This is a genomic window from Companilactobacillus sp. FL22-1, from assembly GCF_043951805.1.
GTDB lineage: Bacteria > Bacillota > Bacilli > Lactobacillales > Lactobacillaceae > Companilactobacillus.
This window is the reverse complement of record NZ_JBINJY010000018.1, coordinates 1-23,614: the sequence shown is the minus strand read 5'-3', so window position 1 is coordinate 23,614 and position 23,614 is coordinate 1. Positions and strand designations below refer to the sequence as shown.

At 36.9% G+C, this 23,614-nt stretch carries 17 protein-coding genes and 2 pseudogenes; 15 read left to right on the top strand and 4 right to left on the bottom strand.

The window, feature by feature from the left end; translation table 11 throughout:
• Nucleotides 1-194 precede the first annotated feature (194 nt).
• The 5 genes and pseudogenes from ACG72T_RS12165 (at nt 195) to ACG72T_RS12145 (ending at nt 6,402) form a co-directional block, all read left to right on the top strand.
• Nucleotides 195-1,547: a PTS transporter subunit IIC gene (locus ACG72T_RS12165; RefSeq protein ID WP_395266432.1), complete on the top strand. Its 1,353-nt coding sequence runs from the start codon at nt 195-197 to the stop codon at nt 1,545-1,547.
• A gap of 220 nt (nt 1,548-1,767) precedes the next feature.
• A complete protein-coding gene (locus ACG72T_RS12160) occupies nt 1,768-1,998 on the top strand; it encodes a hypothetical protein (protein WP_395266430.1) in 231 nt (76 codons plus the stop codon).
• 108 nt (nt 1,999-2,106) lie between these two features.
• A pseudogene (locus ACG72T_RS12155) lies at nt 2,107-3,254 on the top strand (NADH-dependent flavin oxidoreductase).
• A 280-nt stretch (nt 3,255-3,534) separates the two neighbouring features.
• Entirely contained in the window at nt 3,535-4,506 is a 972-nt protein-coding gene (locus tag ACG72T_RS12150; protein ID WP_395266428.1) for an SIR2 family protein, read from the top strand.
• A pseudogene (locus ACG72T_RS12145) lies at nt 4,493-6,402 on the top strand (ATP-binding protein). Before ACG72T_RS12150 ends, ACG72T_RS12145 begins: the two are co-directional and overlap by 14 nt.
• A gap of 280 nt (nt 6,403-6,682) precedes the next feature.
• Here the strand turns inward: ACG72T_RS12145 and ACG72T_RS12140 are convergent.
• Genes ACG72T_RS12140 through ACG72T_RS12130 form a run of 3 tightly spaced genes read right to left on the bottom strand, consistent with a single transcriptional unit; the run spans nt 6,683 to nt 10,328 of the window.
• Nucleotides 6,683-8,638, bottom strand: coding sequence for a fructose-specific PTS transporter subunit EIIC (locus ACG72T_RS12140; protein WP_395266426.1), 1,956 nt, complete (start codon nt 8,636-8,638; stop codon nt 6,683-6,685).
• A gap of 16 nt (nt 8,639-8,654) precedes the next feature.
• A complete protein-coding gene (pfkB, locus tag ACG72T_RS12135; RefSeq protein ID WP_395266424.1) occupies nt 8,655-9,575 on the bottom strand; it encodes a 1-phosphofructokinase in 921 nt (306 codons plus the stop codon).
• The gene (locus tag ACG72T_RS12130) at nt 9,576-10,328 is read right to left on the bottom strand and encodes a DeoR/GlpR family DNA-binding transcription regulator (protein ID WP_395266422.1); all 753 of its coding nucleotides are present in this window, start codon (nt 10,326-10,328) and stop codon (nt 9,576-9,578) included.
• Between the two features lie 196 nt (nt 10,329-10,524).
• Here ACG72T_RS12130 and obgE point away from each other — a divergent pair, with 196 nt between their 5' ends.
• The 7 genes from obgE (at nt 10,525) to ACG72T_RS12095 (ending at nt 16,912) form a co-directional block, all read left to right on the top strand.
• Complete coding sequence (gene obgE / locus ACG72T_RS12125; protein ID WP_395266434.1) at nt 10,525-11,811, top strand: GTPase ObgE; 1,287 nt, start codon at nt 10,525-10,527, stop codon at nt 11,809-11,811.
• Nucleotides 11,812-11,825: 14 nt separating this feature from the next.
• Nucleotides 11,826-13,754, top strand: coding sequence for an acyltransferase family protein (locus ACG72T_RS12120; RefSeq protein ID WP_395266420.1), 1,929 nt, complete (start codon nt 11,826-11,828; stop codon nt 13,752-13,754).
• A 25-nt stretch (nt 13,755-13,779) separates the two neighbouring features.
• The gene (rnz, locus tag ACG72T_RS12115) at nt 13,780-14,706 is read left to right on the top strand and encodes a ribonuclease Z (protein ID WP_395266418.1); all 927 of its coding nucleotides are present in this window, start codon (nt 13,780-13,782) and stop codon (nt 14,704-14,706) included.
• Between the two features lie 14 nt (nt 14,707-14,720).
• Nucleotides 14,721-15,518: an SDR family NAD(P)-dependent oxidoreductase gene (locus ACG72T_RS12110; RefSeq protein WP_395266416.1), complete on the top strand. Its 798-nt coding sequence runs from the start codon at nt 14,721-14,723 to the stop codon at nt 15,516-15,518.
• A gap of 12 nt (nt 15,519-15,530) precedes the next feature.
• Entirely contained in the window at nt 15,531-15,845 is a 315-nt protein-coding gene (locus tag ACG72T_RS12105; RefSeq protein ID WP_395266414.1) for a lipopolysaccharide assembly protein LapA domain-containing protein, read from the top strand.
• Between the two features lie 89 nt (nt 15,846-15,934).
• Nucleotides 15,935-16,117: a 50S ribosomal protein L32 gene (gene rpmF, locus ACG72T_RS12100; RefSeq protein WP_395266412.1), complete on the top strand. Its 183-nt coding sequence runs from the start codon at nt 15,935-15,937 to the stop codon at nt 16,115-16,117.
• A gap of 60 nt (nt 16,118-16,177) precedes the next feature.
• Entirely contained in the window at nt 16,178-16,912 is a 735-nt protein-coding gene (locus ACG72T_RS12095; RefSeq protein ID WP_395266410.1) for a hypothetical protein, read from the top strand.
• 127 nt (nt 16,913-17,039) lie between these two features.
• Here the strand turns inward: ACG72T_RS12095 and ACG72T_RS12090 are convergent, their stop codons facing one another.
• Complete coding sequence (locus tag ACG72T_RS12090) at nt 17,040-17,237, bottom strand: YjzD family protein (RefSeq protein ID WP_395266408.1); 198 nt, start codon at nt 17,235-17,237, stop codon at nt 17,040-17,042.
• 93 nt (nt 17,238-17,330) lie between these two features.
• Between ACG72T_RS12090 and dnaE the strand changes: the two genes are divergently transcribed.
• The 3 genes from dnaE (at nt 17,331) to pyk (ending at nt 23,551) form a co-directional block, all read left to right on the top strand.
• Nucleotides 17,331-20,651 carry a DNA polymerase III subunit alpha gene (gene dnaE, locus ACG72T_RS12085; protein ID WP_395266406.1) on the top strand — a complete coding sequence of 1,107 codons (3,321 nt, stop codon included), beginning with the start codon at nt 17,331-17,333 and terminating at the stop codon, nt 20,649-20,651.
• A gap of 103 nt (nt 20,652-20,754) precedes the next feature.
• A complete protein-coding gene (gene pfkA / locus ACG72T_RS12080) occupies nt 20,755-21,714 on the top strand; it encodes a 6-phosphofructokinase (RefSeq protein ID WP_395266403.1) in 960 nt (319 codons plus the stop codon).
• 67 nt (nt 21,715-21,781) lie between these two features.
• Nucleotides 21,782-23,551, top strand: coding sequence for a pyruvate kinase (gene pyk / locus ACG72T_RS12075; protein ID WP_395266401.1), 1,770 nt, complete (start codon nt 21,782-21,784; stop codon nt 23,549-23,551).
• The last annotated feature ends 63 nt before the right edge of the window (nt 23,552-23,614 follow it).

The window sequence follows — 23,614 nt, the reverse complement described above, 5'->3', positions numbered from 1 at the left end:
ACTTTGAGGGTATTTTTATGAGCAAAATTATTACCAATTAAAAAAATGGAAATTAAAAATAATTCATGAATTAATGTGAGAAGTGAGATAATAAAAAATGAAAGCACTGTTCTAACACCAATCTTAAAAATGAGATGGTAAAAAAGCTGAAAAGTGTCATACCTTCAGCTTTTTTCTTGGGGGGAAATAAATTGATGAGTTTTTTTACTTTTGCTAACGGCTTGAGTGTCGTTTGTATTTTACTGATTGTGGTCATGATAGTTGGCAAAACGCACTTTACTAAAATGGTCGAGAGTATTATTAAATTTTTGATTGCGATTATGGCAACAACTTCGCTCGTGTCGTTACTGATGCAGACTTACAATCCAGATATTACCAAATTAATAGCCAAAACAGGCTTGAAACTAGACGTCATTGATTTAGGTTGGACGCCAGCAGCAATTATCACCTGGAGTTCAGCTTACAATCTGCTAGTTTTATTAGTCATGATGATAGTTAATGTGATCTTGTTGCATTATCACGTAACTAAAACTTTGGACGTTGATATTTTTGACATCTGGCACTTGTCATTTGTGGGTCTGTTAGCAATGTACATGGGTGCAAATATCGTTGTCAGTTTGATCTTCGTAATTGCTTTAGGGATTTTGAAGTTTATTAATTCTGATTTGATGAAACCAACATTCAATGATTTGATGAATGATCAAAAAGGGCCAATGACGTCCACACATATGAATTATTTGATGAATCCAATCGTGATGTTATTGAATGAAATATGTAATTTGATTCCTGGAATCGATAAAGTCAGTTTTAATTCTACGAAATTGAATAAGGCTGTTGGTTTCTGGAGTTCAAAATTTGCGACGGGCTTTTTCTTAGGAATATTGATTGGTTTATTTGGTCAAATTAACTTAAAAGATACCTTTGGCTTAGCATTCTTACTAGGGGCCTTTTTAGAATTGTTCAATCTCATTGGATCGTGGTTGACATCATCACTTGATCCAATCATTAAGATTATTACTGATCGATTGAACAAATACGGTGTCAATATGAGCTTTGTTGGTCTGGATTGGGCGTTTTTATCCAGCCGTCCTGAAGTTTGGTCTGTAGCCAATATTTTGGCACCTTGCTTGATTGTTGAAGCATTTTTGTTACCTGGCAACCGCATTATTCCTTTAGGAGGTTTGATTGCCATGGGCATTACACCATCGCTATTAGTCGTGACACGTGGGAAAGTCTTTCGCATGATTATTATCGGAGTAGTGGAAATTCCAATTTTCTTGTGGTCAGCCACCTTAACAGCGCCATTTATCACTTCAATGTTTAAGAATATCTTATTGAACAATACAAATATCGGAATGATAGGTTCGGCGACTAAAGAAGGTCCAATTGAACAATTATTGGCGATCATGATAGGTAAGTCTTCATCTGGTGACTTGAAGTTTATCGCTTTGACCGTTTGTGCGATTGCTGTTTACTTGTTGTTATTCTTCTGGTATCGAAATAAGATGAAAAAACGTAATTTGGCTTATCAGACTGAAACAAATTAACTTTTAGAAAAAAGGAAGAGTTTGTGACGGAATCTTTAGTTAAATAATCAAGTCATGATCTTCAAGAATGACGAAGTACAAACCCTAGTACGCACCGTTTACCAAAGAAAAAAGATATTTTATTAAAACGCTCGCAAGAGAAATTATTTAAGACTATGATGAAAAAAAGATAATAAAAGTCAGGAGCAAATATAGTTATACTCAAAGGGGGGTATATCTTATGTTAAACACATTTGAAGGAATAGGAACATTTTTAGTTGGATTAGGTGTCATCTATTATGGAATCAGGTATATGCGGATGGACAAAAAAGTCTTTGATAATGCAGGAGTCAAAGTGGATTTTACTAAGACGCCAGCTACGTTTGGTTTTGCTTCCAAACTTACGGGAACATTGATTGTTCTTGCTGGAATTGGGTGCTTTTTATTTGGATTCTCATTCTTTTTCAAATAGTACTTAAAAGAATAATTTAATTTAAAACAAAAAATTCGACGTAGATTTATTAAATTCACGTCGAATTTTTTTTCACTGTTGAAACTTATCTAAGCGAGGTAGAAACTTATGACAACTAAATATAATTTTTTACAACCTTATACTTTTAAAAATGGTGTAACGATTAAAAATAGAATTGTTATCCCACCAATGATAGAGGCCGTTGCTTTGGAGAATGGAGCTATTTCAAGTGACGAATTGAAATATTTTGATATTCATACAGGCGGTGCCGGGATGTTCATTGCTTCAGTTATGAACGTATCCGCTGATGGTAAGGGTTTTGAGGGTGAACCTTCTGTTGCTGATGACAAATTCATGCCAGGGCTGACTAAATCGGTCCATACAATGAAACAAAATGGGACTAAAGCTATCTTACAGATTTTCCATGCTGGTAGAATGTCTAATTCTAAAATTCTCCGCGGTGTACAGCCAGTTTCTGCCAGCGCAGTGGTCCCAATGCAGAAACACCACGTGAATTAACTAATGAAGAAATTGAACAGATCATTGAAGACTTTGGACAAGTTACACGTCGTGCGATTCAAGCTGGATTTGATGGAATAGAATTACATGGGGCCAACACTTATTAGATGCAACAATTCTTTTCACCACATTCTAACCGTCGTACCGATAAATGGGGTGGAAGTTTAGAAAATCGGATGCGGTTTGCTCTAGAAATCATTAAACGAGTTAACCAAACCGTTGCGAAATACGCTGACGACAAGTTTATTGTCGGTTATCGGATTTCACCCGAGGAAATTGAAGAACCCGGTATTCGTTTAGCCGATCAGCCAATCAGTTATTTACATGTTTCGATGGGTTACGCTTGGCGTACTTCATAAAACGACAAATCTGATACTGAACCAATCGTTTTGAAAATCAAACAAGTTGTTAAGGACCGTGTACCATTAATTTCCGTGGGTTCGATTGAAACACCAGCTGAGGCGGAAAAAATTATTAATGCTGGAATCGATTTTGCTGCGATTGGTCGTGAGTCTATTCGTGAGCCTATTCGTGAGCCTCATTGGGTTCAAAAAGTTGAATTAGGCCAAGAAGATTCGATCAACTACACACTTTCACAGACGGAATTAGATAGTTTAGGTATTAATTCAGCATTCTTAGACTTTTTATATGCTTTACATGCTGATCTACACTGGGTCGATGCCAGTCAACCTAAAGATGATTTTGATAAAAAATTAGGTGGCGTCGAAGGTAATTAGGTTTGGAGATTTAATTATAGTATCGGATTTTTTGTACTTTATGTTTGAGTTTATGAATCTAATGTTTAAGTATCGTAAAGTACATTCATTTGAGTAATTACGATTATCAAATTGTAGTATATGTCTGTCTAATAAATTTAAATGATATACTTAAAATGAAATATGTAAAAGAGAAATTTCCCTTGAAATGGCTATGAAAAGTCAAATGTTTTTGGGTCATACTTTTAAAATTTTGAGAGAGTCTAATCATTTTATTGAGTTTGAGTGGGGGTAGTGCGGCATGAATTATGAAAAAGAAACTCTTATTAAGAATATAAGAAAATTAGCAATAACTAAACAATTAAGCTTTTTAATTGGATCGGGTACTTCGGTTCCTGCAGTACCATTGATGGATAGTGTCGAAGGTGAAAATCTCGAAGAGAGAAATGAAAATTTAAAAAATATAGTTAAACAAGTAAGCACCAAAATGGTTGATAATAAAGAGGATCGTGTGACAGGATTAGTTTTAAATGACTATGTTAGATTTATTACTTCAATAATTAATATATTAAATTTGTCTAATTCTCGGCAAACTCCTAAAACGATAAATTTATTTTCTACTAATTATGATTTGTTTATAGAAAAAGCTGTTGATGTGTTAATGAGAACGTACAAATTTGTATTCAATGACGGTGCGAGTGGTTATTTCAATAGGATTTTGGACAGCTCAAACTATAATAAGACGGTTTCATATAAGGGGCTAAATGACAACTATACAAACGAAATCCCATCAATAACTTTGATAAAACCCCACGGCTCTATAAATTGGGAGATTGACAAAGATAGAGCATTGATCAGAAATTATGTTACAGATTCTCCTTTGATAGTTAGACCAACTGGTAAGGAAGAAAATGAGACCTTTATGGATAATCATTTTCATGAGATGTTAAGAGTATTTCAGTTGGAATTGGATAAACCACAATCAGTTTTGTTTGTGATTGGATTTTCATTTCAAGATTCCCACATAGCTAAAATGGTTAGAAGAGCAATTCAGAATCCAGAACTGATTGTATATATATTCGGATTTAATGATGACGATGAAAAAAAGATTCTTAATAATTTAAAATTAGGAAAAGATATTAGGAATTTAATACTCCTAACCCCAAAAGATTTTAATGAAAATTACAAAAATAATGATAATTTTACACTGTCAAATCTAACCGATATTTTAAATGGGAGTAGTCTGGAGGATTTGAAAGATGACCAAGCCTAAAAAAAAATTAGGGGTAATAACATCTGTTGATGGATCTATATCTGAAGTAGGTATGTATAATATGTCAAATGACGCTATGTTTCTATGGTATGGAGATATATTAAGTGGTCCTAAAGTCGGAGCATATTTAACAATAAATCAAAATGATATTCAAATTATAGCCAGTGTGTCCAATGAAAAGATAATTGATCAAAAAAATTCAATAAAGAGTGCTGAATTTGATAATAGATATTCTAAAAATTCTATAATTTGATAATAGATATTCTAAAAATTCTATAAATAGAATAATTACATTGAAAACTAAAGGTGTAATTGAGAATGATGACTTCAATGTCACAAGTAAATATGTTCCTATGATTGGAAATGAGGTTACATTAACAATGTTTAGAAGAATTAAAAGTTATATATGGAATTAAGAATAATGAACCTACAATTGTTATAGGGAAATCGTTATTAGAAAATCAGAAAATACAATTACCCATTAATGGATTGTTTGCTTCCCATATTGGAATATTTGGTAATACAGGTAGTGGTAAATCAAATACATTGCATAAATTGTATTTAGAATTGTTTAAATCAAAATATTACGACAAAATAGTAAAAAAATCACAGTTTTTTGTAATTGATTTTAATGGTGAATATTCTAATGTGGGAGAAAATGATGTTGGAATATTTGGCGTTTATAAAGATGATAAAAGAGTATTTGACATTGATACTAGAGAATTATTTAGCAAAAGTAAGTTGCCTGTTTCTAGCCAATATTTATTTGATGCTGATATACTTTCAATTCTATTTGACGCACGTCCCGCGACACAGGTACCTTTTTTGCGAAAATCGGTGAATGAGTTCAATAGTAAAAGAAAAGAAAAAGTTTTTAATTTTGGAAATTACGCTGTTGGTACTTTAAAAAGAATATTGACTTCAGGTCAGGCCGTTAATCAAGATAGTCTTCAGGATTGGATAGATACTGCAAAAAGATATATAAGTAATACAGATTTGTTTAATATGATAGATCATATATCTCAATACGGTAATGGTAATTTTTATTTTTATTATACAAAAGAGGACCAGAAATGGTTTAATAAAGGATCTGTTGATGCAATCGATGATAGTACTTTAAAAAAATCGGGAATTACGAAATTGTCAGAAGAATTAAATAATTGCTTTATAAATTTTGGTAGTCGCCCTATTAGTCAATTGAGGATGTTTTTAGATTTTCAAAGAGTTCACCGAACGGCTTGGGGAAAAATAAATAGAAAGTTTCTTGATCCATTATTCAATAGAATTAATTCATCGTTTGACAGTTTAGAAAAAGTTATTGAGGTAAATGATAATGCAATGAAATCTTATAAAATGCTGAATATAATTTCGTTGGTACATGCCAATCAAGAAATTACTAGATTGGTTCCCATGTTGTTGTCTAAAATGATATATGATAATCAAAAAATGAATGTATCAAGTGGGAATGTTGAAATGACGAAACATTTGATTATTGATGAGGCACATAATATATTGAACGCTCAATTTAGAAACAACGGTGATGATTGGCAGGATTATAGACTTTCCATATTTGAAGAGATAATTAAAGAAGGAAGAAAATTTGGCTTTTATTTGACCTTAGCTAGTCAAAGACCCGCTGATATTTCTCCAATGATAATGTCACAGTTACATAATTATTTTATACATAGATTAGTAAATGATAATGATTTGAATATGCTTGAGAATACTATGCCAACTTTAGATAGAAGTTCATTTCAAAAGATTCCTAGTTTGGGTAAAGGCGAGGCTATAGTAACCGGTAATGCAATTCCAGTTCCAATCTTTGTTAAGGTAGATAAAGAAGAAAAATTGCATCCAAAGAGTGATGATGTGATTTTAACTGATTTGTGGAACTGATTTTTTAAATTATTATCTATCATTACGTGCTAAACTGGAAAATTACAAAGGTTTGGCCATCGGTGGATGGTACATTCTTTGTAATTTAAAATTTTAGAGCAATTGAAAAAACTACCATTAATTTTGATGAGACAAGATTAATAGATAGTATTAAGAATTATAGATTTAAAGTCGACTATTGTTTTCCTTTATCATAGATAATTATTAATAAGTAGCAAAAAGGGTATCAATTCAACGTTTAAACATTGAATTGATACCCTTTTTGATTTATAAACTTTTTTTACTTAAGGTCTTTATTTTTTTTCAAAGCAGGTTTCCAAACACCATAGATAACACCGGAAATCACTGCACCGATAACAACGGCGAGCAAGTAAAGCAAGGGTTTGTTAGCAAGTGGTGTAACGAAGATACCACCGTGAGGAGCAGGAACATTAACGCCCCAGAGTTGTGTAAGTCCACCACCGATAGCAGAACCGATAACACTTGAAACGATAACGTGCAATGGATCTCCGGCAGCAAATGGGATAGCACCTTCAGTAATAAATGATAAACCTAAGATATAGTTGGAGAGACCAGCTTGTCTTTCTTGTTCAGTAAACTTGTCTTTCCAGAAAGTTGTAGCAATGGCGATTGCCAATGGTGGAATCATACCACCGACCATGACAGCAGCCATCAAAGCACCATCATGTGTCGCTGTAAAGGAACCAATAGCGAAAGTATAAGCAGCTTTATTGAAAGGACCACCCATATCGATTGACATCATACCACCAAGTAAAGTACCAAGGATAACGGCATTACCAGTACCCATTGATTCTAGGAAGTGGGTGATAGCGGCATTAACAACCGCAAAGACTGGATCAACGATAAAGTACATAATAGCACCGGTTAATAGTAAACCAAGCACTGGGTAGATCAAGATAGTTTTTAGACCATCCAAAGTATGTGGTAATTTCTTAAGCCATCTCTTTAAGAAGACAATGACCCATCCAGCAATGAAACCGGCTAGTAGACCACCGATAAATCCGGCTGGACTCTTAGAACTAACTACTGAAGCAGCAGCTTGTGAAGCCATATAACCACCAACAAAACCAGGTAGTAAGGCAGGACGGTCACCAATTGAAACGGCGATGTAAGCAGCTAGAACAGGAATCAAGAAACTAAAAGCATAATTACCAACGTTATTAAAGAATAGGAACCATTGTGAGTGTGCACCAACGGAGTTTTCCAAAAGGAAGGAGATAGCCATCAAGATACCACCACCAACAACGAATGGAAGCATATTAGAGATACCATTCATTAAATCGGCATAGATTCTTGACCAAAGTGATTTCTTTTCTTCACTATCTTCATCAGCCTCAGCTTGGGCGCCACCTTCAGCGTGAAATACGGGTGCTTTTTGTTCAACAGCTAAGTTGATCAGTTCTTCAGCTTTGTTGATACCATCGCTAACGGGACGGTTAACTAAATGTTTGCCATCAAATCTTGGCATGTCGACTTTTTTATCGGCAGCAATGATTACACCATCAGCACGTTGAATTTCACTAGCGGTCAATTTGTGTTTAACACCTTCAGAACCGTTGGTTTCAACTTTAATATCCACACCCATCTTTTCAGCTTGTTCTTTCAAAGCAGCTTCAGCCATGTAAGTGTGAGCGATACCTGTAGGACAAGCTGTGACAGCAACGACGTATGGCTTTTTGTCGGTTGAATCAGTTTGTTTAGCAGCTTGGGCTTCCTTAGCTTTTTGTTTTTCTTCGTCAGCCTTATCTTTAGCTTCTTTTTCCTTCATTGCTTGGTCAAAAAGATTTTGAACTTCATCAGCAGTCTTAGCAGCTTTTAAGTTCTTAACTAATTCTGGATTGATCAAGAGTGATGAAAGTGCAGCTAGAGCTTGCAAGTGCAAATTGTCAGCCCCATATGGTGCGGCAATCATGAAGAATAGGTAAGCTGGTTGTCCATCAAGTGATTGATAATCGATACCTTTCTCACTTTTAGCGAACAATACGGTTGCTCGTTTAACAGCTTTATCACGTGCGTGCGGCATGGCAATTCCATCACCGATCCCAGTACTTGTCTGAGCTTCACGCTTTAGGATGTCAGCTTTGTATAGTTCTTTGTCATCAATGACGCCGACTTGATAGTACTTGTCGACCATTTCCTCAATGGCTTCCTCTTTAGTAGTGGCTTTCAAGTCCATAATCATGGCGTCTTTTAAGAGTAGTTGTTTCAAGTCCATTAAAAAGTCCCCCCAATTAAATTTCTGTTATAGAAATATTTTTATAAACCTCATCAATTTTTGCTTTGACAGCAATATCTTGACTAAAAGCTGTCGCTGATCCACATGCGGCACCCATATGGAAACTTTCAATTGGATCGTTTGTTTCCATGAAAGTACCAGCAAAACCAGCAATCATTGAATCTCCAGCACCAACTGAATTAATAACAGTACCTTTAGGTGCGTTGGACTTGTAGGCTTTATCTTTGGTAACAAGCAGGGCACCGTCACCGGCCATGGAAACCAATGCATGCTTAGCACCTTTTTCTAGTAACTTACGTGCATAAGTGATGATCTCTTGGTCATTTTTGAATGTTACGTTGAACAAGTCCGCTAATTCATGGTGATTTGGCTTAACTACCAAAGGATGCAAAGGCAAGGTATCTAACAATGCTTGACCAGTCGTATCGATCACGAACTCGGCTCCTTGCTTTTGAATCTTTTTAGCGATATCTAAATAAAAATTGTTATTTAGATTTTTGCAAAGGCTTCCAGCCATGACCACAATATCGCCTTTACCAATCTCATTGAGATTATCCATGAAAGTTTGTTTTTCAGATGTACTGATATTTGGACCAGCACCGTTGATCTCAGTTTCCTCATTTTGGTCGACGGCATTGATCTTCACGTTGATTCTGGTATCTTCTTTAACCCTCGTAAAAGAAGTTTTCAAATCATGTTGTGCTAATAGTTCTTCAAACATCGAACCAGTTGCACCACCGACGAATCCTAAAGCCATTGAGTTAATATTCAATGCTTTTAAGATTCGAGAAACGTTGATACCTTTTCCTCCGGGAAGTTTAACGTCACTCGTAGTTCGGTTAACTTCACCTGTAGTCAAGGCTTTCAATTGTAATACGTAGTCGATTGAAGGGTTGACTGTAATTGTATAAATCACCTAAATAGCCTCCGTTACTTTTGTATATTTACCTATCAGACTCATTTCCCGTTCCGATAATTTGTTAGTTATCAAGGGAACCTCGTCTAAAGTCGCAAAACGACTGAAACTCACTTGCGAAAACTTAGAATTATCAGATAAGACATAGGCTTGGTTTGATTGAGCGATTGCTAAACTCTTAATGGCAGCTTCCTCGGGATCAGGTGTCGTATAACCGGCATCGATCGAAAAGCCATTAGTACCTAGAAAAGCTCGATCAAAATGATAATTCTCCAGAGTTTGAATGATGTTTGCACCAACCAGAGCTTTGGTCGATGACTTTAACTTCCCCCCAGGAAGAAAAGTGTTCACGTTATAATCAGCCAACATCGAAGCGTTATCGACACTATTGGTAATGACTAACAGATCAGTATGTTCTATTAAGTAGGGAATCATGAATTGAATCGTTGTCCCAGAATCCAGGAAAATCACTTCATGATTAGAAACTAAATTTGCGGCTGTTTGACCGATTAATTTTTTTTCATTGATATGGACGGCTGCCTTTTGCGAAAGAGCCGGTTCCTCATGCAATGAAATAACGTTTTGAGCACCACCGTGAATTCTCAATAACTTGTGACAATTCTCCAAGTCTTGAAGGTCACGACGCAAGGTTGACTCGGAAGCACCAGTAAGTGGAATCAAATCGTGGAGTTTGACAATATTATGTAATTTTAATTGTTCTAAAATAATTTGTTGTCTTTCTTCGGTAAGCACTTTCATCACCTCACAAGAAGATATAATACATCCATATTCATTCAAAATCAATCATAAAATCTCAAAAACGGTCAAAAACCTTCAAAAAAATTTCACCGCACAAAAAAATACTGGACAATCAATACCAGTTCCAAGTATTATGAAACGTGTTTTTGTGCTAAAATTTAAAAATGATAATTAAAGTTTAGAAAGGGGGATTTTAATGTTTGTAGATAACGTTAAAATCACCGTTAGATCCGGAAAGGGTGGCGACGGTGCAGTTGCTTTCCGTCACGAAAAGTATGTTCCACTTGGTGGACCTTCCGGTGGTGATGGTGGTCGCGGTGGCGATATCATCTTGAAGGCTAATGAAGGTATGAATACTTTAATGGACTTCAGATACAAGAGAATTTTTAAAGCAGAACCCGGTCAAAATGGCCAGATTAAGGGTATGTACGGTCACAAGGCCGATCCCGTTTATATTAAAGTCCCAACCGGCACTTCAGTTTATGATGAAGATACTGGACATTTAATTGGCGATTTGGTCAATAATAACCAAGAACTAGTTGTTGCTAAAGGTGGCGACGGTGGTCGTGGAAATATTCACTTTGCTAATTCCAAGAATCAAGCTCCGGAAGTGGCAGAAAATGGTGAACCTGGACAAGAACGTCATATTAAATTGGAATTAAAATTAATCGCTGATGTTGGTTTAGTTGGTTTTCCTTCAGTAGGTAAATCTACCTTATTATCTGTTGCAACTTCAGCTAAACCAAAAATTGCCGCTTATCACTTTACGACTCTATCACCTAATTTAGGCATGGTTCGTTTAGACGATGGCCGTGATTTTGTTATTGCTGATTTGCCAGGATTGATTGAAGGAGCTTCTAACGGCGTGGGCTTGGGAATTCAATTCTTACGTCACGTTGAAAGAACCCGGGTTATTTTGCACTTAGTTGACATGGACCCTAATAATGGCCGTGATCCGTTTGAAGACTATCAAGCAATCCGTCAAGAATTGGGTAATTATGATGAAGGGGTTTTGAAACGTCCCGAGATCATTGTGCCAACTAAATTAGATATTCCTGGTTCTGAAGAAAGATTGGCTGAATTCAAGCAACAATTACCTGAAGATGTCGATATTTTTCCTATTTCAAGTATTCAACATACTGGTGTCAAGGCTTTGATGAACCACACCAGTGAAGTCTTATCGAAGGCTGAACCAATTCATTTTGATGTTCAATCTGATGAGACTAAAGAATACAACTATGAGCCAGAAGCAAAGGCATTTACGATCGAGAAAGATCCAGAATACGAACACAGCTTTATTGTCCATGGGGACAGAGTCGAACGTTTGTTGCAAAGAACTAATATGGATCATCAAGATGGAATTATGCGTTTTGCTAGACAGCTTAAATCAATGGGTATTGAAGATGCCTTGATCGATGCTGGAGCTGAATCAGGCGACTCAGTGACAATTCTAGATTTTACTTTTGAATTTATTTAGGGGCTATAAGGATAATGAATAAATCACCGAAAAGAAGATTTATTACTGGATTTGATGGACTGCGTACTTTAGGGGTAATTGGTGTTATTATGTATCACCTAAATCCTAATGTTTTTTCCGGCGGGTATTTGGGAGTACCTATTTTCTTCCTTATATCGGGATACTTAATTACCGACCATTTCTTTAATACGGTTGATTATGGTGGTTCGTTCTCATTAAGTAATTTTTATATTAAAAGAGTTAAGCGATTATATCCGGGAATGTTATTTGTTTTATTGGCATCCGGGGCTTATATCGTCATGTTTTTAAAAGGTTTGCTGTATCATCTCGATCAGATCTTTATCACCAATGTTTTGAATGTTTATAATTGGTGGCAAATATTTAACGGTCAATCTTATTTTGAAAGATTTGCCAATAATGAATCACCATTTACGCACTTGTGGACTTTATCAATTGAAGGTCAATTCTATATTGTTTGGCCAATTCTTTTGATTCTTTTTGCCAAGTTTGGTGTTAAGAAGAGTCGTATTTTTGGCTTTGCAATGATCGTATCTATCGCTTCAGCTATTTGGATGGCACTCTTATTCAAGCCGGGTGTTGATCCAAGTAGAATTTATTATGGTACCGATACAAGATTATTCTCAATTTTATTAGGATGTGGACTAGCTTTGATCTGGCCTGCCGAAAAATTGAAGAGTGGCTTGCATAAGAGTGATCGTCTCAAATTAAATATCGTCGGATTGTTGTCATTTGCATTAATGATTTTGATGATCTTTACGATCAAAGATTCAGATGCGTTCTTATATCGTGGTGGAATGTTCATTTTCTCTGTTACGACATGTATTTTTATTGCGGTCGTAGCTCATCCAGACTCATTCTGGAATGGTATTTTGTCGAATAAAGTTTTCCATTATATCGGAACGAGAAGTTATGGGTTATATCTTTACCAATTTCCAGTAATGATTTTCTTCGAATCTAAGTTCAGAAATGTGGCTGATCACCCAATACTTTATCCAGTGATCGAAGTCATTTTGATTGTCTTAGTAACTGAATTTTCATTTAGATTCGTTGAACAACCATTGGCTCATGCTAAGTGGAGCGATGTTAAGAAGTTCTTTACGTCATCAACAGCTCTCCAAAAGATTTTAGCGGTAGTTATTGCTGCCATTTGTGTAACTGGTTCTTATGGAGTGGTTAAGGCTGTTAGTGCGCCAAAACCAAACGTCAACCACAGCGAGTTGGCTAATAAGATCAGTAAGAATGAAAAGGCTAATAAGGCTAAAAAAGAAGCCGCAATTGCTAACTTGAAGAAAGCTAAGAAGGAGCAAAAGAATGCTACTGGCAAGATGTCCAGTGCCGATTATGAACGTTACAAGAAAGCGGCAAAGGATCATCCAATCAATACTGAGTTTGAGAAGTATGGTTTGAGCCAAATTGATCTGCAAAGATTAAAGGATGTACCATTGACAGCTGTCGGTGACTCCATTATGGCCGATGGATCAGATAATTTCATGAAATTATTTGATGACAAGAAGGTAATTATTGATGCTGCAGTCAGTCGTCAAATGGGCGCTAGTCTTGATTTATTACAAAATTACAAAGATCAAGGTGTATTGGCACCTAATGTCATGATCGGCTTAGGAACTAATGGTCCTTTCAATATGGATCAAGTCGGTCAAGTCATGCAATTAGTTGGTCCTAAGCGTCATGTATACTGGATCAATGTTCACGTGCCAACTAGACCTTGGGAAAAGACTGTTAATGGAGTCTTGGATCAGGCTTCAAAGAAGTATAAGAATTTAACTGTGATCGATTGGAATGCATATTCACAGAATCATACTGACTGGTTCTATGACGATAATGTCCATCCAAATCCAGATGGTTCGATGTACTATACCTCATTTGTTGCCAAAGAAATTTTGAAAACATTAGACAAAAAATAGTTAGCAACTAGATAAGGATTTTTTTATGGAATTAGAATTTTTAGGAACTGGTGCCGGAGTTCCATCGAAGAGCCGCAACGTTTCGAGTACAGCTTTAAAGATGCTGGACGAAAGAAATGAAGTTTGGCTGTTTGACGTTGGCGAGGCGACACAGCATCAAATATTACGAACGGCCATCAAGCCTAGAAAAATCACGAAGATTTTCATTACCCATCTGCATGGTGATCATATCTTTGGTTTACCAGGTTTATTGGATAGCCGATCCAATCAAGGCGGTAATTCAACTTTAGAAATTTATGGACCAGTGGGTATTAAGGAGTATATTGAAACTTCCTTACGTGTCACTGGCAGTAAGCTCAGCTATCCAATCAAGTATATTGAGTTAAAAAATGATGGTGAAATATTCAATGACAAGACCTTTAGCGTTTACGCGGGAAAATTAAAGCATCGAGTGACTTGCTTTGGTTACCGAGTCGTAGAAAAACCGCGTGTCGGCGAATTGCTAGTTGATAAATTAGCACGGTATCATATTCCGAATGGACCAATTTTTGGTCAGTTAAAAGCTGGAAAAACGGTTACTTTGGATGATGGTACAGTCCTAGATGGTACTGACTTTATTGGACCAGAAAAGCCAAGTAAAGTTGTCACGATCATCTCTGACACTCGCTATACACCAGAAATAGACAAATTGTCAGAAAATGCTGATGTGATCGTTCATGAGTCGACTTTCTCAAATGATGAGAAACAATTAGCTTACAATTACTTTCACTCTACGGCTACTCAGGCAGCGGAAGTTGCTCAAAGATGTCATGCCAAAGGCTTGATTTTGACGCATATTTCAGCTCGCTATACTGGTCGTGGAGCCTTGATCTTGCAAAAAGAAGCACAAAGGATCTTTAAGAATACTCGAGTTGCGAGTGATTTCGATATATACGAAGTACCTTTTAATTAGAGGAGAAGATTGATATGACTAATTTATTGAATCAGACGGTAGTTGTTACAGGAGCTTCATCCGGTATTGGCAAAGATGTTGCTATCAATGCTGCGAAATGTGGGGCCAATGTGGTTTTGATCGCAAGAAATGAAGATAAATTGCTCCAAGTCAAAAATGAGTGTATTCGTGTTGGAGCGGAAAGTGCTGTTCATGAATACTTGTCAGTTGATATGAGTGACCCTGAGGCAATTACGGCAGCGGTTCAAGAGATTTCGGAATTTAGTGATGATATTGACGTTTTAGTAAATGCTGCCGGATTTGGCGATTTTTCTAACTTTTTAGAAACGGATTTTACTAAAATTGAAAAAATGTTCCGTGTCAATGTGTTAGGCTTAATGTTGATGACACGTTTAGTCGCAAAGGGCATGATTGAAAACGGCCGAGGACACATCTTCAATATTGGTTCGATGGCTGGTAAGATCACTACGCCTAAGTCTGCTGCCTATGCGGCCTCAAAAGCGGCCGTCATTGCTTTTTCCGATGGTTTACGATTAGAACTACAATCAATGGGAGTTTATGTCACAACGGTCAATCCTGGCCCTGTGAAGACGAATTTCTTTGAGGTTGCTGATCATTCCGGTAATTATCTTGATTCAGTGAAGTATTTCATTCTTGATCCTGATAAATTAGCTTGGGAAATCGTAAATACTTTTGGTCGCAAGAAACGTGAAATCAATCGACCTCGTTATATGGAATTAGCAGCAGTACTATACAAATTGGCTCCAAGCTTGGGAGATTACTTTGCTTCGACACTTGGTAACCGTAAATAGGGGAGAACAAAGATGAACGGTAAACAATCGAGATTCGTAATCGGTCTAATTATTACATTAATCGTGGTGATTTTCGCTGTTTTGAATGTAAATCCGGTCACGGTAAGTTTTGGCTTCACAAGAGTTAAATTACCTTTGATCATTTTGATCATCGTGACACTGTTGCTAGGTGCAATCATCACCATGCTACTGGCAAGTACTGGTAAGAAAAAAGATGATGATTTCAATCGTCATGCCAAAAAGCAAATTTCACGGGTCAAAGTTTCCAATGATAAGGAAATTGCTGATGCTTTAAAGGAAAATAATGGAAAAAAGCAAACTAAATAGTAAATTTGCTTGCTCAAACGTTTTTATGATAGTATTATATTAAACGTTAGATTTGATTGAGTTAATTAAATAAAAGGAGTTTTTTAAATATGGCTGTTCCAAAGAGAAAAACATCAAAACAAAGAAAGCGCCAAAGACGCGCACATCTTAAGCTATCAACACCAAACATGCAATTCGACGTTGCTTCAGGTGAATATCGCTTAAGTCACCATGTATCACCATCAGGTATGTACAAAGGTGAAAAAGTTATCGACGATAGCAAAGAAGCTTAATGAAAAAGTCAAGTTTAGCTTGGCTTTTTTTTAATATTCAATATTAGGTGGTTCAACAATATGAAAAGACTAAAATATGCTCTCTTAGTAGTTATTCCATTGTTCTTTTTGTTGCTGACTGGCTGCTCGAAAATGAGCTTATCAACGACTGCCAAAACGTATAAGGCCGACGGTCTTGTAGCTGTGGTCAAGGGTCAAGCCAAGAACTATCAGAAGTTGACATATTCAGTTAATGGCAAGACCAAAAAGGTTGATGTAGATGAAAATCATTTTGCCATCTCAGTACCCGTATCAACTAAAGACCAGACTGTTCGTATTAAAGCTACGAATGGTGATCAAGTTGAGTCGAAGTTGGTTAAAGTTAAGAAGGTAAAGGCTCTACAAGACTATCTGACTTTTGCTCAAACATATAATTACACGATGTTGTCGATGGGACAATCAAATGATCAGCTTCAGTTGATCTCTAAAGATGGCATTTTAACTCACCAAAAGAATGACGGCAGTAAGTGGTATTACAACGTTCAGAACAATCAGCTGATGGGAATTGCAACGACACTTTCCTATAAGGACTTGAAGTCTAAGACTGGTCAAAAGAACTTTGCTACCAACTTGATGGTCGTTTCGAAGTTCTTAGGTGCAGATGGACAAAAGGTCTTGAAAGAGTTTGCTAAGCAGACCAAAAATGCAGGTCAGAATTCTACTAAGACTTCAATGAACCAAATAACTTCAAATGGAGTTAATTTCAATATCAACTTATCTACAAAAGAATTTTATTTGTACATTACTAAGTATTAATAATCAACAAGTGCAAAGATAGTTTGTTTTAAAATTGAAAAAGTGCCGTCTGATTCCAAATCTGAATCAGATGGCACTTTTTATTAAGATGATAATTGACAACAAAGAAAAAAAGCTTAACGTGATGTTAAGCTTTTTTCTCATCTTTGACAGAGCTATCAAGAATCAATGGAATTACACTGAAAATGATAGCAAATACTATGCTAATAATAACTGAATATGTAAAATTATAAGTTTGTTGATTCAAAGCACCACCGATAAAGCCAGCAACTTGGCCTAACATGATAGCCCAGAAAATAATGGCAACATATCTCATATCATCCATCTCACTTTCTCAAGTAGTTTAGCACAAATAACGTTTTTACCCAATAAATTTCTACTTGCATTTGATATAATTTTAAACAAAGGGGGCGACAAATTGCAAGCACAACTACAAGTCATGAGCAGCTTTAGTTTATTGCATAGTCCCGCAAAATTGACCGAGTTAGTGGATCAAGCTAAGTCTCGGGGATACGCGGCAATGGCTTTGACAGATTTAAATAATCTGTATGCGTCAATCGATTTTTATAAATATGCTAAAAAAATTGGCATTAAACCAATTATTGGTTTAACAATTGAGATAGCCGGAATCATAGATTCTGAGAATGTTTATCCATTGATATTATTGGCCAAAAATAATTCAGGTTATAAAAATTTAATTAAAATTTCTTCAAAGATTATGTCTCAAACTGATCCAGTCAGTTTTCAAGACTTGAGAGACCATTTGGAAGGGCTGTTTGTAATTACACCTGGCAGTAAGGCGGAGGTCTTGAGCGTCGATGTAGCGGCTTATATCGAGGCAATGCAGGCTCTGATCAAAAACCAAGCATTTTATCTAGGAATCAGTCTCTATGCTAGTGAAATCGATAATGTCAAAAATGTTCGGCAAGTAGCAGAGCATTACCATTTACCAATGGTGGCTTTAGGCGATGTTAGATATCTGAATCCAGATGATCATTTAGCTTATCAAGTAGTTAATTACTTACGAACTGGTCAAAAATTTGAGAATTTGGAGCAAGTGGTTGAGAAAGGCGATTATTATTTAAGAACAGTTCAAGAATTTACGGCTGATTTTAAAGACGTCGATTTATTGGAGGCAGTTGAGAATACTGGACGGATCGCTGACAACTGTAATGTTGAGATCGAGTTTAAAGAAACGGAACTGCCTGAATTTGAGACGCCTAACGGTATCTCTTCAATTGAATTTTTGCATGATTTAGCGGCCCGAGGATTAAAAAAACGTTTAGAAAACGATGTTTCGTCGACTTATCAGCAACGCTTGGACTATGAATTAACTGTCATTGAGAAAATGGGTTTCGCAGATTATTTCTTGATCGTTTGGGATGTGATCAAACATGCACATCAAATTGGAATTAAAACGGGTCCAGGACGAGGATCAGCGGCTGGTTCTTTAGTCTCATATTGCCTAGGGATAACTCAGGTTGACCCAATCAAATACGACTTACTATTTGAACGTTTCTTAAATCCACAGCGAGCTAATATGCCTGATATCGACCTTGATCTACCAGACGACCGTCGAGATGAGATGGTGATGTATATGCATGACAAATATGGTTCTGACCATATGGCTCAAATTATCACTTTCGGGACTTTAGCTGCCAAAATGGCTTTAAGAGATATTGCACGAACATTTAGCCAGACCCAGTTTCAAATCTCGCAGTGGTCAAATGCCATTCCACGTAAGCTCAACATTACCTTGGCAGAATCATTGGATGAGTCAGGTGCTTTACGCCAACTAGCTCAAAACTCTCGTGAAAATCAATTGATCTTTAAAGTTGCTCAACGTATCGAAGGAATACCGCGTCATTATTCCACGCATGCGGCCGGAATCGTTCTCAGTAAAAAGCCAATGACTGATATTGTTGCAGTGCAACTAGAGGCTGATGGAATAAATTTGACCCAGCAGACTAAGTATAATGTTGAGAATGTTGGCCTTTTGAAAATGGATTTTTTGGGATTAAAGAATTTAACCATTCTGGATAAGTCCATTCAGGCCATTTCCCAACGCTTCCAAAAAGAATTTATTCCCGAAAAGATTCCACTTGATGATAAAAAGACCTTGGCACTGTTCCAAAAGGGAGCAACCGATGGGGTCTTTCAATTTGAATCAGAAGGAATTCGTAGCGTTTTACGACAGTTAGTCCCAACAAGCTTCGATGACATCGTGGCGACGAACGCTTTGTACCGGCCTGGTCCAATGCAAAACATCTCGACCTTTATTGCGCGAAAGCATGGCGATGAACCGGTTACATATCCGGACCGCTCATTAGAGAAAATCTTGAAACCGACCTATGGAATTTTAGTTTATCAAGAACAAGTTATGCAGGCATCTTCTGAAATGGCTAATTTTTCACTAGCTGATGCCGATATTTTGCGTCGGGCTATCAGTAAGAAAAACGACCAATTGATTGAACAGAATCGCCAGAAGTTTATTGACGGAGCAGTGGCGGCAGGTCATGATCTTGATTCAGCAAAAAAAGTTTATCAGTATATCGAAAAATTCGGTAATTATGGTTTTAACAAGTCACATTCAGTTGCCTATTCGATGATTGCGTTTTGGCTAGCTTACATCAAGGTTCATTTTCCAGATATTTTCTTTGCTGCTCTCTTAAATTCCAACTTGAATAATGAGAGCAAAGTCTCGACTTATATCCAAGATGCTAAAGATATGCAAGTGAAAATCTTAAATGTCGATATTAATCAGAGTTCATATGAATTCACCGATAGCAATCAAGCAATTCGCTTTGGTTTATTGAGTATCAAAGGGATGCGTCGTGATTTGGCTGATGAGATCATCAAAAAACGGCAAAAAGACGGGCACTACACTAGTGGACTCAACTTTTTACAACGAATCGACCGTCGGTTTGTTAAGAACGACTATTTAGAACCAATGATTTTGGCGGGAGCTTTTGATGGTTTCAACCGCAATCGCAAAGAACTGCTGTATGATTTTCGTGATTTGATTGAAAGCATACAGTTAGCTGGCAGCAATTTATCATTATTTGATGTTTTGGACCCTAAGAAGCACCAAGTTGACGATTTCAGTTTGACGGAAAAATTGAATCAAGAGAAAAAGTATTTAGGCGTCTACGTTTCAGGACATCCAGTCGAAAAGTATCGCACCCGCTTATTGGATCTGCAAACAATTAAAATTTCAGAGTTGAATAATTTTCAAAATCAAACTGTCAATGTCTTGGGATTAGTCAAGAATTTACGAGTGATCAGGACAAAAAAGGGTCAACGAATGAGTTTTATGACAATTGAAGATGAATCAGGAACGATTTCTGTGACAGTCTTTCCCAAACTTTTTCAAAAGATTGAGTCAATCGATCTGGATGGAAATATTTATTTGTTCGTAGGTCATCCTAATGTTGGTCAAAGAGGAGACTTGGAACTGATTGCTGATAAAGTGGTCGATCCAAAACAATATACCGTCCAGTTGCCAACTGAAAAACTCTATTTAAGGATCGACAAAGCTCACGATACTTCAGAAAATTTGAAACAGCTTTATCAGATCATTGAGAGTGCCAATGGCCAAATGCCGGTAATTTTATATCGAGTGCAAAAGAAACAAGCATTACTCTTGAAATCGAACCGCTGGATAGATTTTAATAGTAATGTGCAGCAGAAATTGGAGATGTTTTTAGGTAAACAAAATGTTTTTCTAAAAAAAGAGTGAATAATTTATCTTAAAACGTTTTCAGCTCTACAAAGTATTCAACAAAAATGTTATATTTGATTAGGTTTTGTTTTAGAAACAAATAATTTTGGAGTGTGAACAAATGAAGCGTATTGGTATTTTGACCAGTGGTGGCGACGCCCCTGGTATGAACGCTGCTATTCGAGCAGTCGCACGTAGAGCCATTGACAAAGGGCTTGAAGTGTATGGTATCAATTATGGATATGCTGGACTTGTTGCGGGAGATATCTTCCGTTTGAACAGCGACGACGTATCTGACCATATTCAACGTGGTGGTACATTCTTGCATTCTGCAAGATACCCTGAATTTGCTAAAGTTGAAGGCCAATTGAAGGGTATTGAACAATTGAAGAAGTTTGGAATCGATGCATTAGTTGTTATCGGTGGCGACGGTTCTTATCATGGCGCATTGCGTTTGACTGAACACGGTTTTAACACAATCGGTTTGCCAGGAACAATCGATAACGATATTCCGTTCACAGACTTTACAATTGGTTTCGATACAGCTGTATCGACTGCCGTTGATGCAATCGATAAGTTGCATGATACTGCTAGTTCCCATGAAAGAACTTTCATCGTTGAAGTTATGGGACGTGGCGCTGGTGACGTTGCTCTTTGGGCAGGTGTTGCTGGTGGTGCTCAAAAGATCATCATTCCTGAACGTGATTTTGACATCAAAGAAATTGCTGAAGAGGTCGAAACTGGCCGTCAACAAGGTAACAAGAACATGATTATCGTTCTTGCTGAAGGTGTTATGCACGCTGACGAATTCAAGAGTGAATTGGACAAGTATGGTGACTTTGATTCACGTGCAACTGTTCTCGGACATGTGCAACGTGGTGGTTCACCAACTATAAAAGACCGTGTCTTAGCAAGTAAGATGGGTGCTTATGCAGTTGATCTCTTGCTTGATGGCAAGGGTGGTTTGGCTGTCGGTATCGAAAATAACAAGATTACATCACATGATATTCTTGACTTATTCGATAGCAAGCACAAACCTGATTTATCACTATATGATTTAAATGAATCTTTAAGCAGATAATTTAAACATGTAGAGTTTTAATTTGGTACAATGAACAAGGTATTAAGACAAGAAAAGGGGATTCTCGATGAAAAGAACAAAAATTGTAAGTACACTTGGACCTGCTAGTAATGATGTTGACACAATCGTTAAGTTGATTGAAGCCGGAGCTAACATCTTCCGTTTCAACTTCTCACATGGTGACCATCCAGAACACAAAGCTCGTATGGAAATGGTTCACGAAGCTGAAAAGATTACTGGTAAGACTGTTGGTATCGTTCTAGATACTAAGGGTGCTGAAATTCGTACAACTGTTCAAGAAGGTAACAAGTTTGAAGCTAAGATTGGCCAAACAATCCGTATTTCAATGGATGATTCCTTAACAGGTACACCTGAAAAGATTGCTTCAACATATCCTGGTCTATACGATGATACACATGTTGGTGGTCACGTATTGATTGATGATGGTCTTGTTGATTTGAAGATTACTGAAAAAGATGACAAGAACCGTGAATTGGTTACTGTTGTTCAAAACGACGGTATGATCGGCTCAAGAAAGAGTATCAATGCTCCTGGTGTTGAAGTTCGTCTACCAGGTATCACAGAAAAAGATTCTGACGATATTCGTTTCGGTCTAGAACAAGGTATCAACTTCATCTCAGCTTCATTCGTTCGTAAAGCTCAAGATGTCTTGGATATTCGTGAAATCCTTGAAGAAAAACACTGTGAATACGTACAAATCTTCCCTAAGATTGAATCACAAGAAGGTATCGACAATATCGATTCTATCCTTCAAGTATCAGATGGTTTGATGATTGCTCGTGGTGACATGGGTGTTGAAATTCCATTTGAAAACGTACCATTCGTACAAAAGACTTTGATCAAGAAATGTAACGCTCTTGGCAAGCCAGTTATCACAGCTACACAAATGCTTGATTCAATGCAAGAAAACCCACGTCCTACACGTGCCGAAGTTACTGATGTTGCTAACTCTGTTCTTGATGGTACAGATGCAACAATGCTTTCAGGTGAAAGTGCTAACGGTGACTACCCAGTTGAATCAGTTGCTGCTATGGCTCGTATCGACGAACGTACAGAACAACAATTGAACCACACAAACCAACTTGCAATCCAACGTTTCGAAGATTACAAGGGTTCAAACGTTACAGAATCAATCGGTGAATCAGTTGTTAGAACAGCTGAAGAACTAAACATTCACACAATCGTTGCTGCTACAAAGAGTGGTTACACAGCACGTATGATTTCTAAGTATCGTCCATCTGCTGATATTTTGGCACTTACATTTGACGAAACTACACAACGTGGTTTGACAGTTAACTGGGGTGTTGATCCAGTTATCGTTGACAAGCCTGATAACACTGATGAAATGTTCGACTTAGCTGCTAAGAAAGCTCAAGAACTTGGCTTTGCTAAGGAAGGTGACTTGATTCTTGTTGTCGCTGGTGTTCCTGTCGGTGAAAGTGGTACAACAAACTTGATGAAGGTTCAATTGATCGGTTCTACATTGGTTAAAGGCCAAGGTGTTGGTGAAGAATCAGTTGTTGGTAACGTTGTTGTTGCTCACACCGCTGAAGAAGCTAACAAGAAGATCAATGAAGGCGACATCCTTGTTACAGAAATGACTGACAAAGATTACCTACCAGCTCTTGAAAAAGCTAGTGCCGTTGTTGTTGAAAACGGTGGTCTAACTTCACACGCAGCTGTTGTTGGTATCGCTATGGGTCTACCTGTAGTTGTTGGTGCTAAGAACGCTACAAGCCTTGTTAAAGATGGTGACACTGTTACTGTTGATTCAAGACGTGGTGTTGTATACAAAGGTGCTTCACGTTCACTATAATTTTTAATTTAAAAGTTAAAGTGTTTTAAAAATATAAAAAGACTGAGAGAAACTGACGAGTTT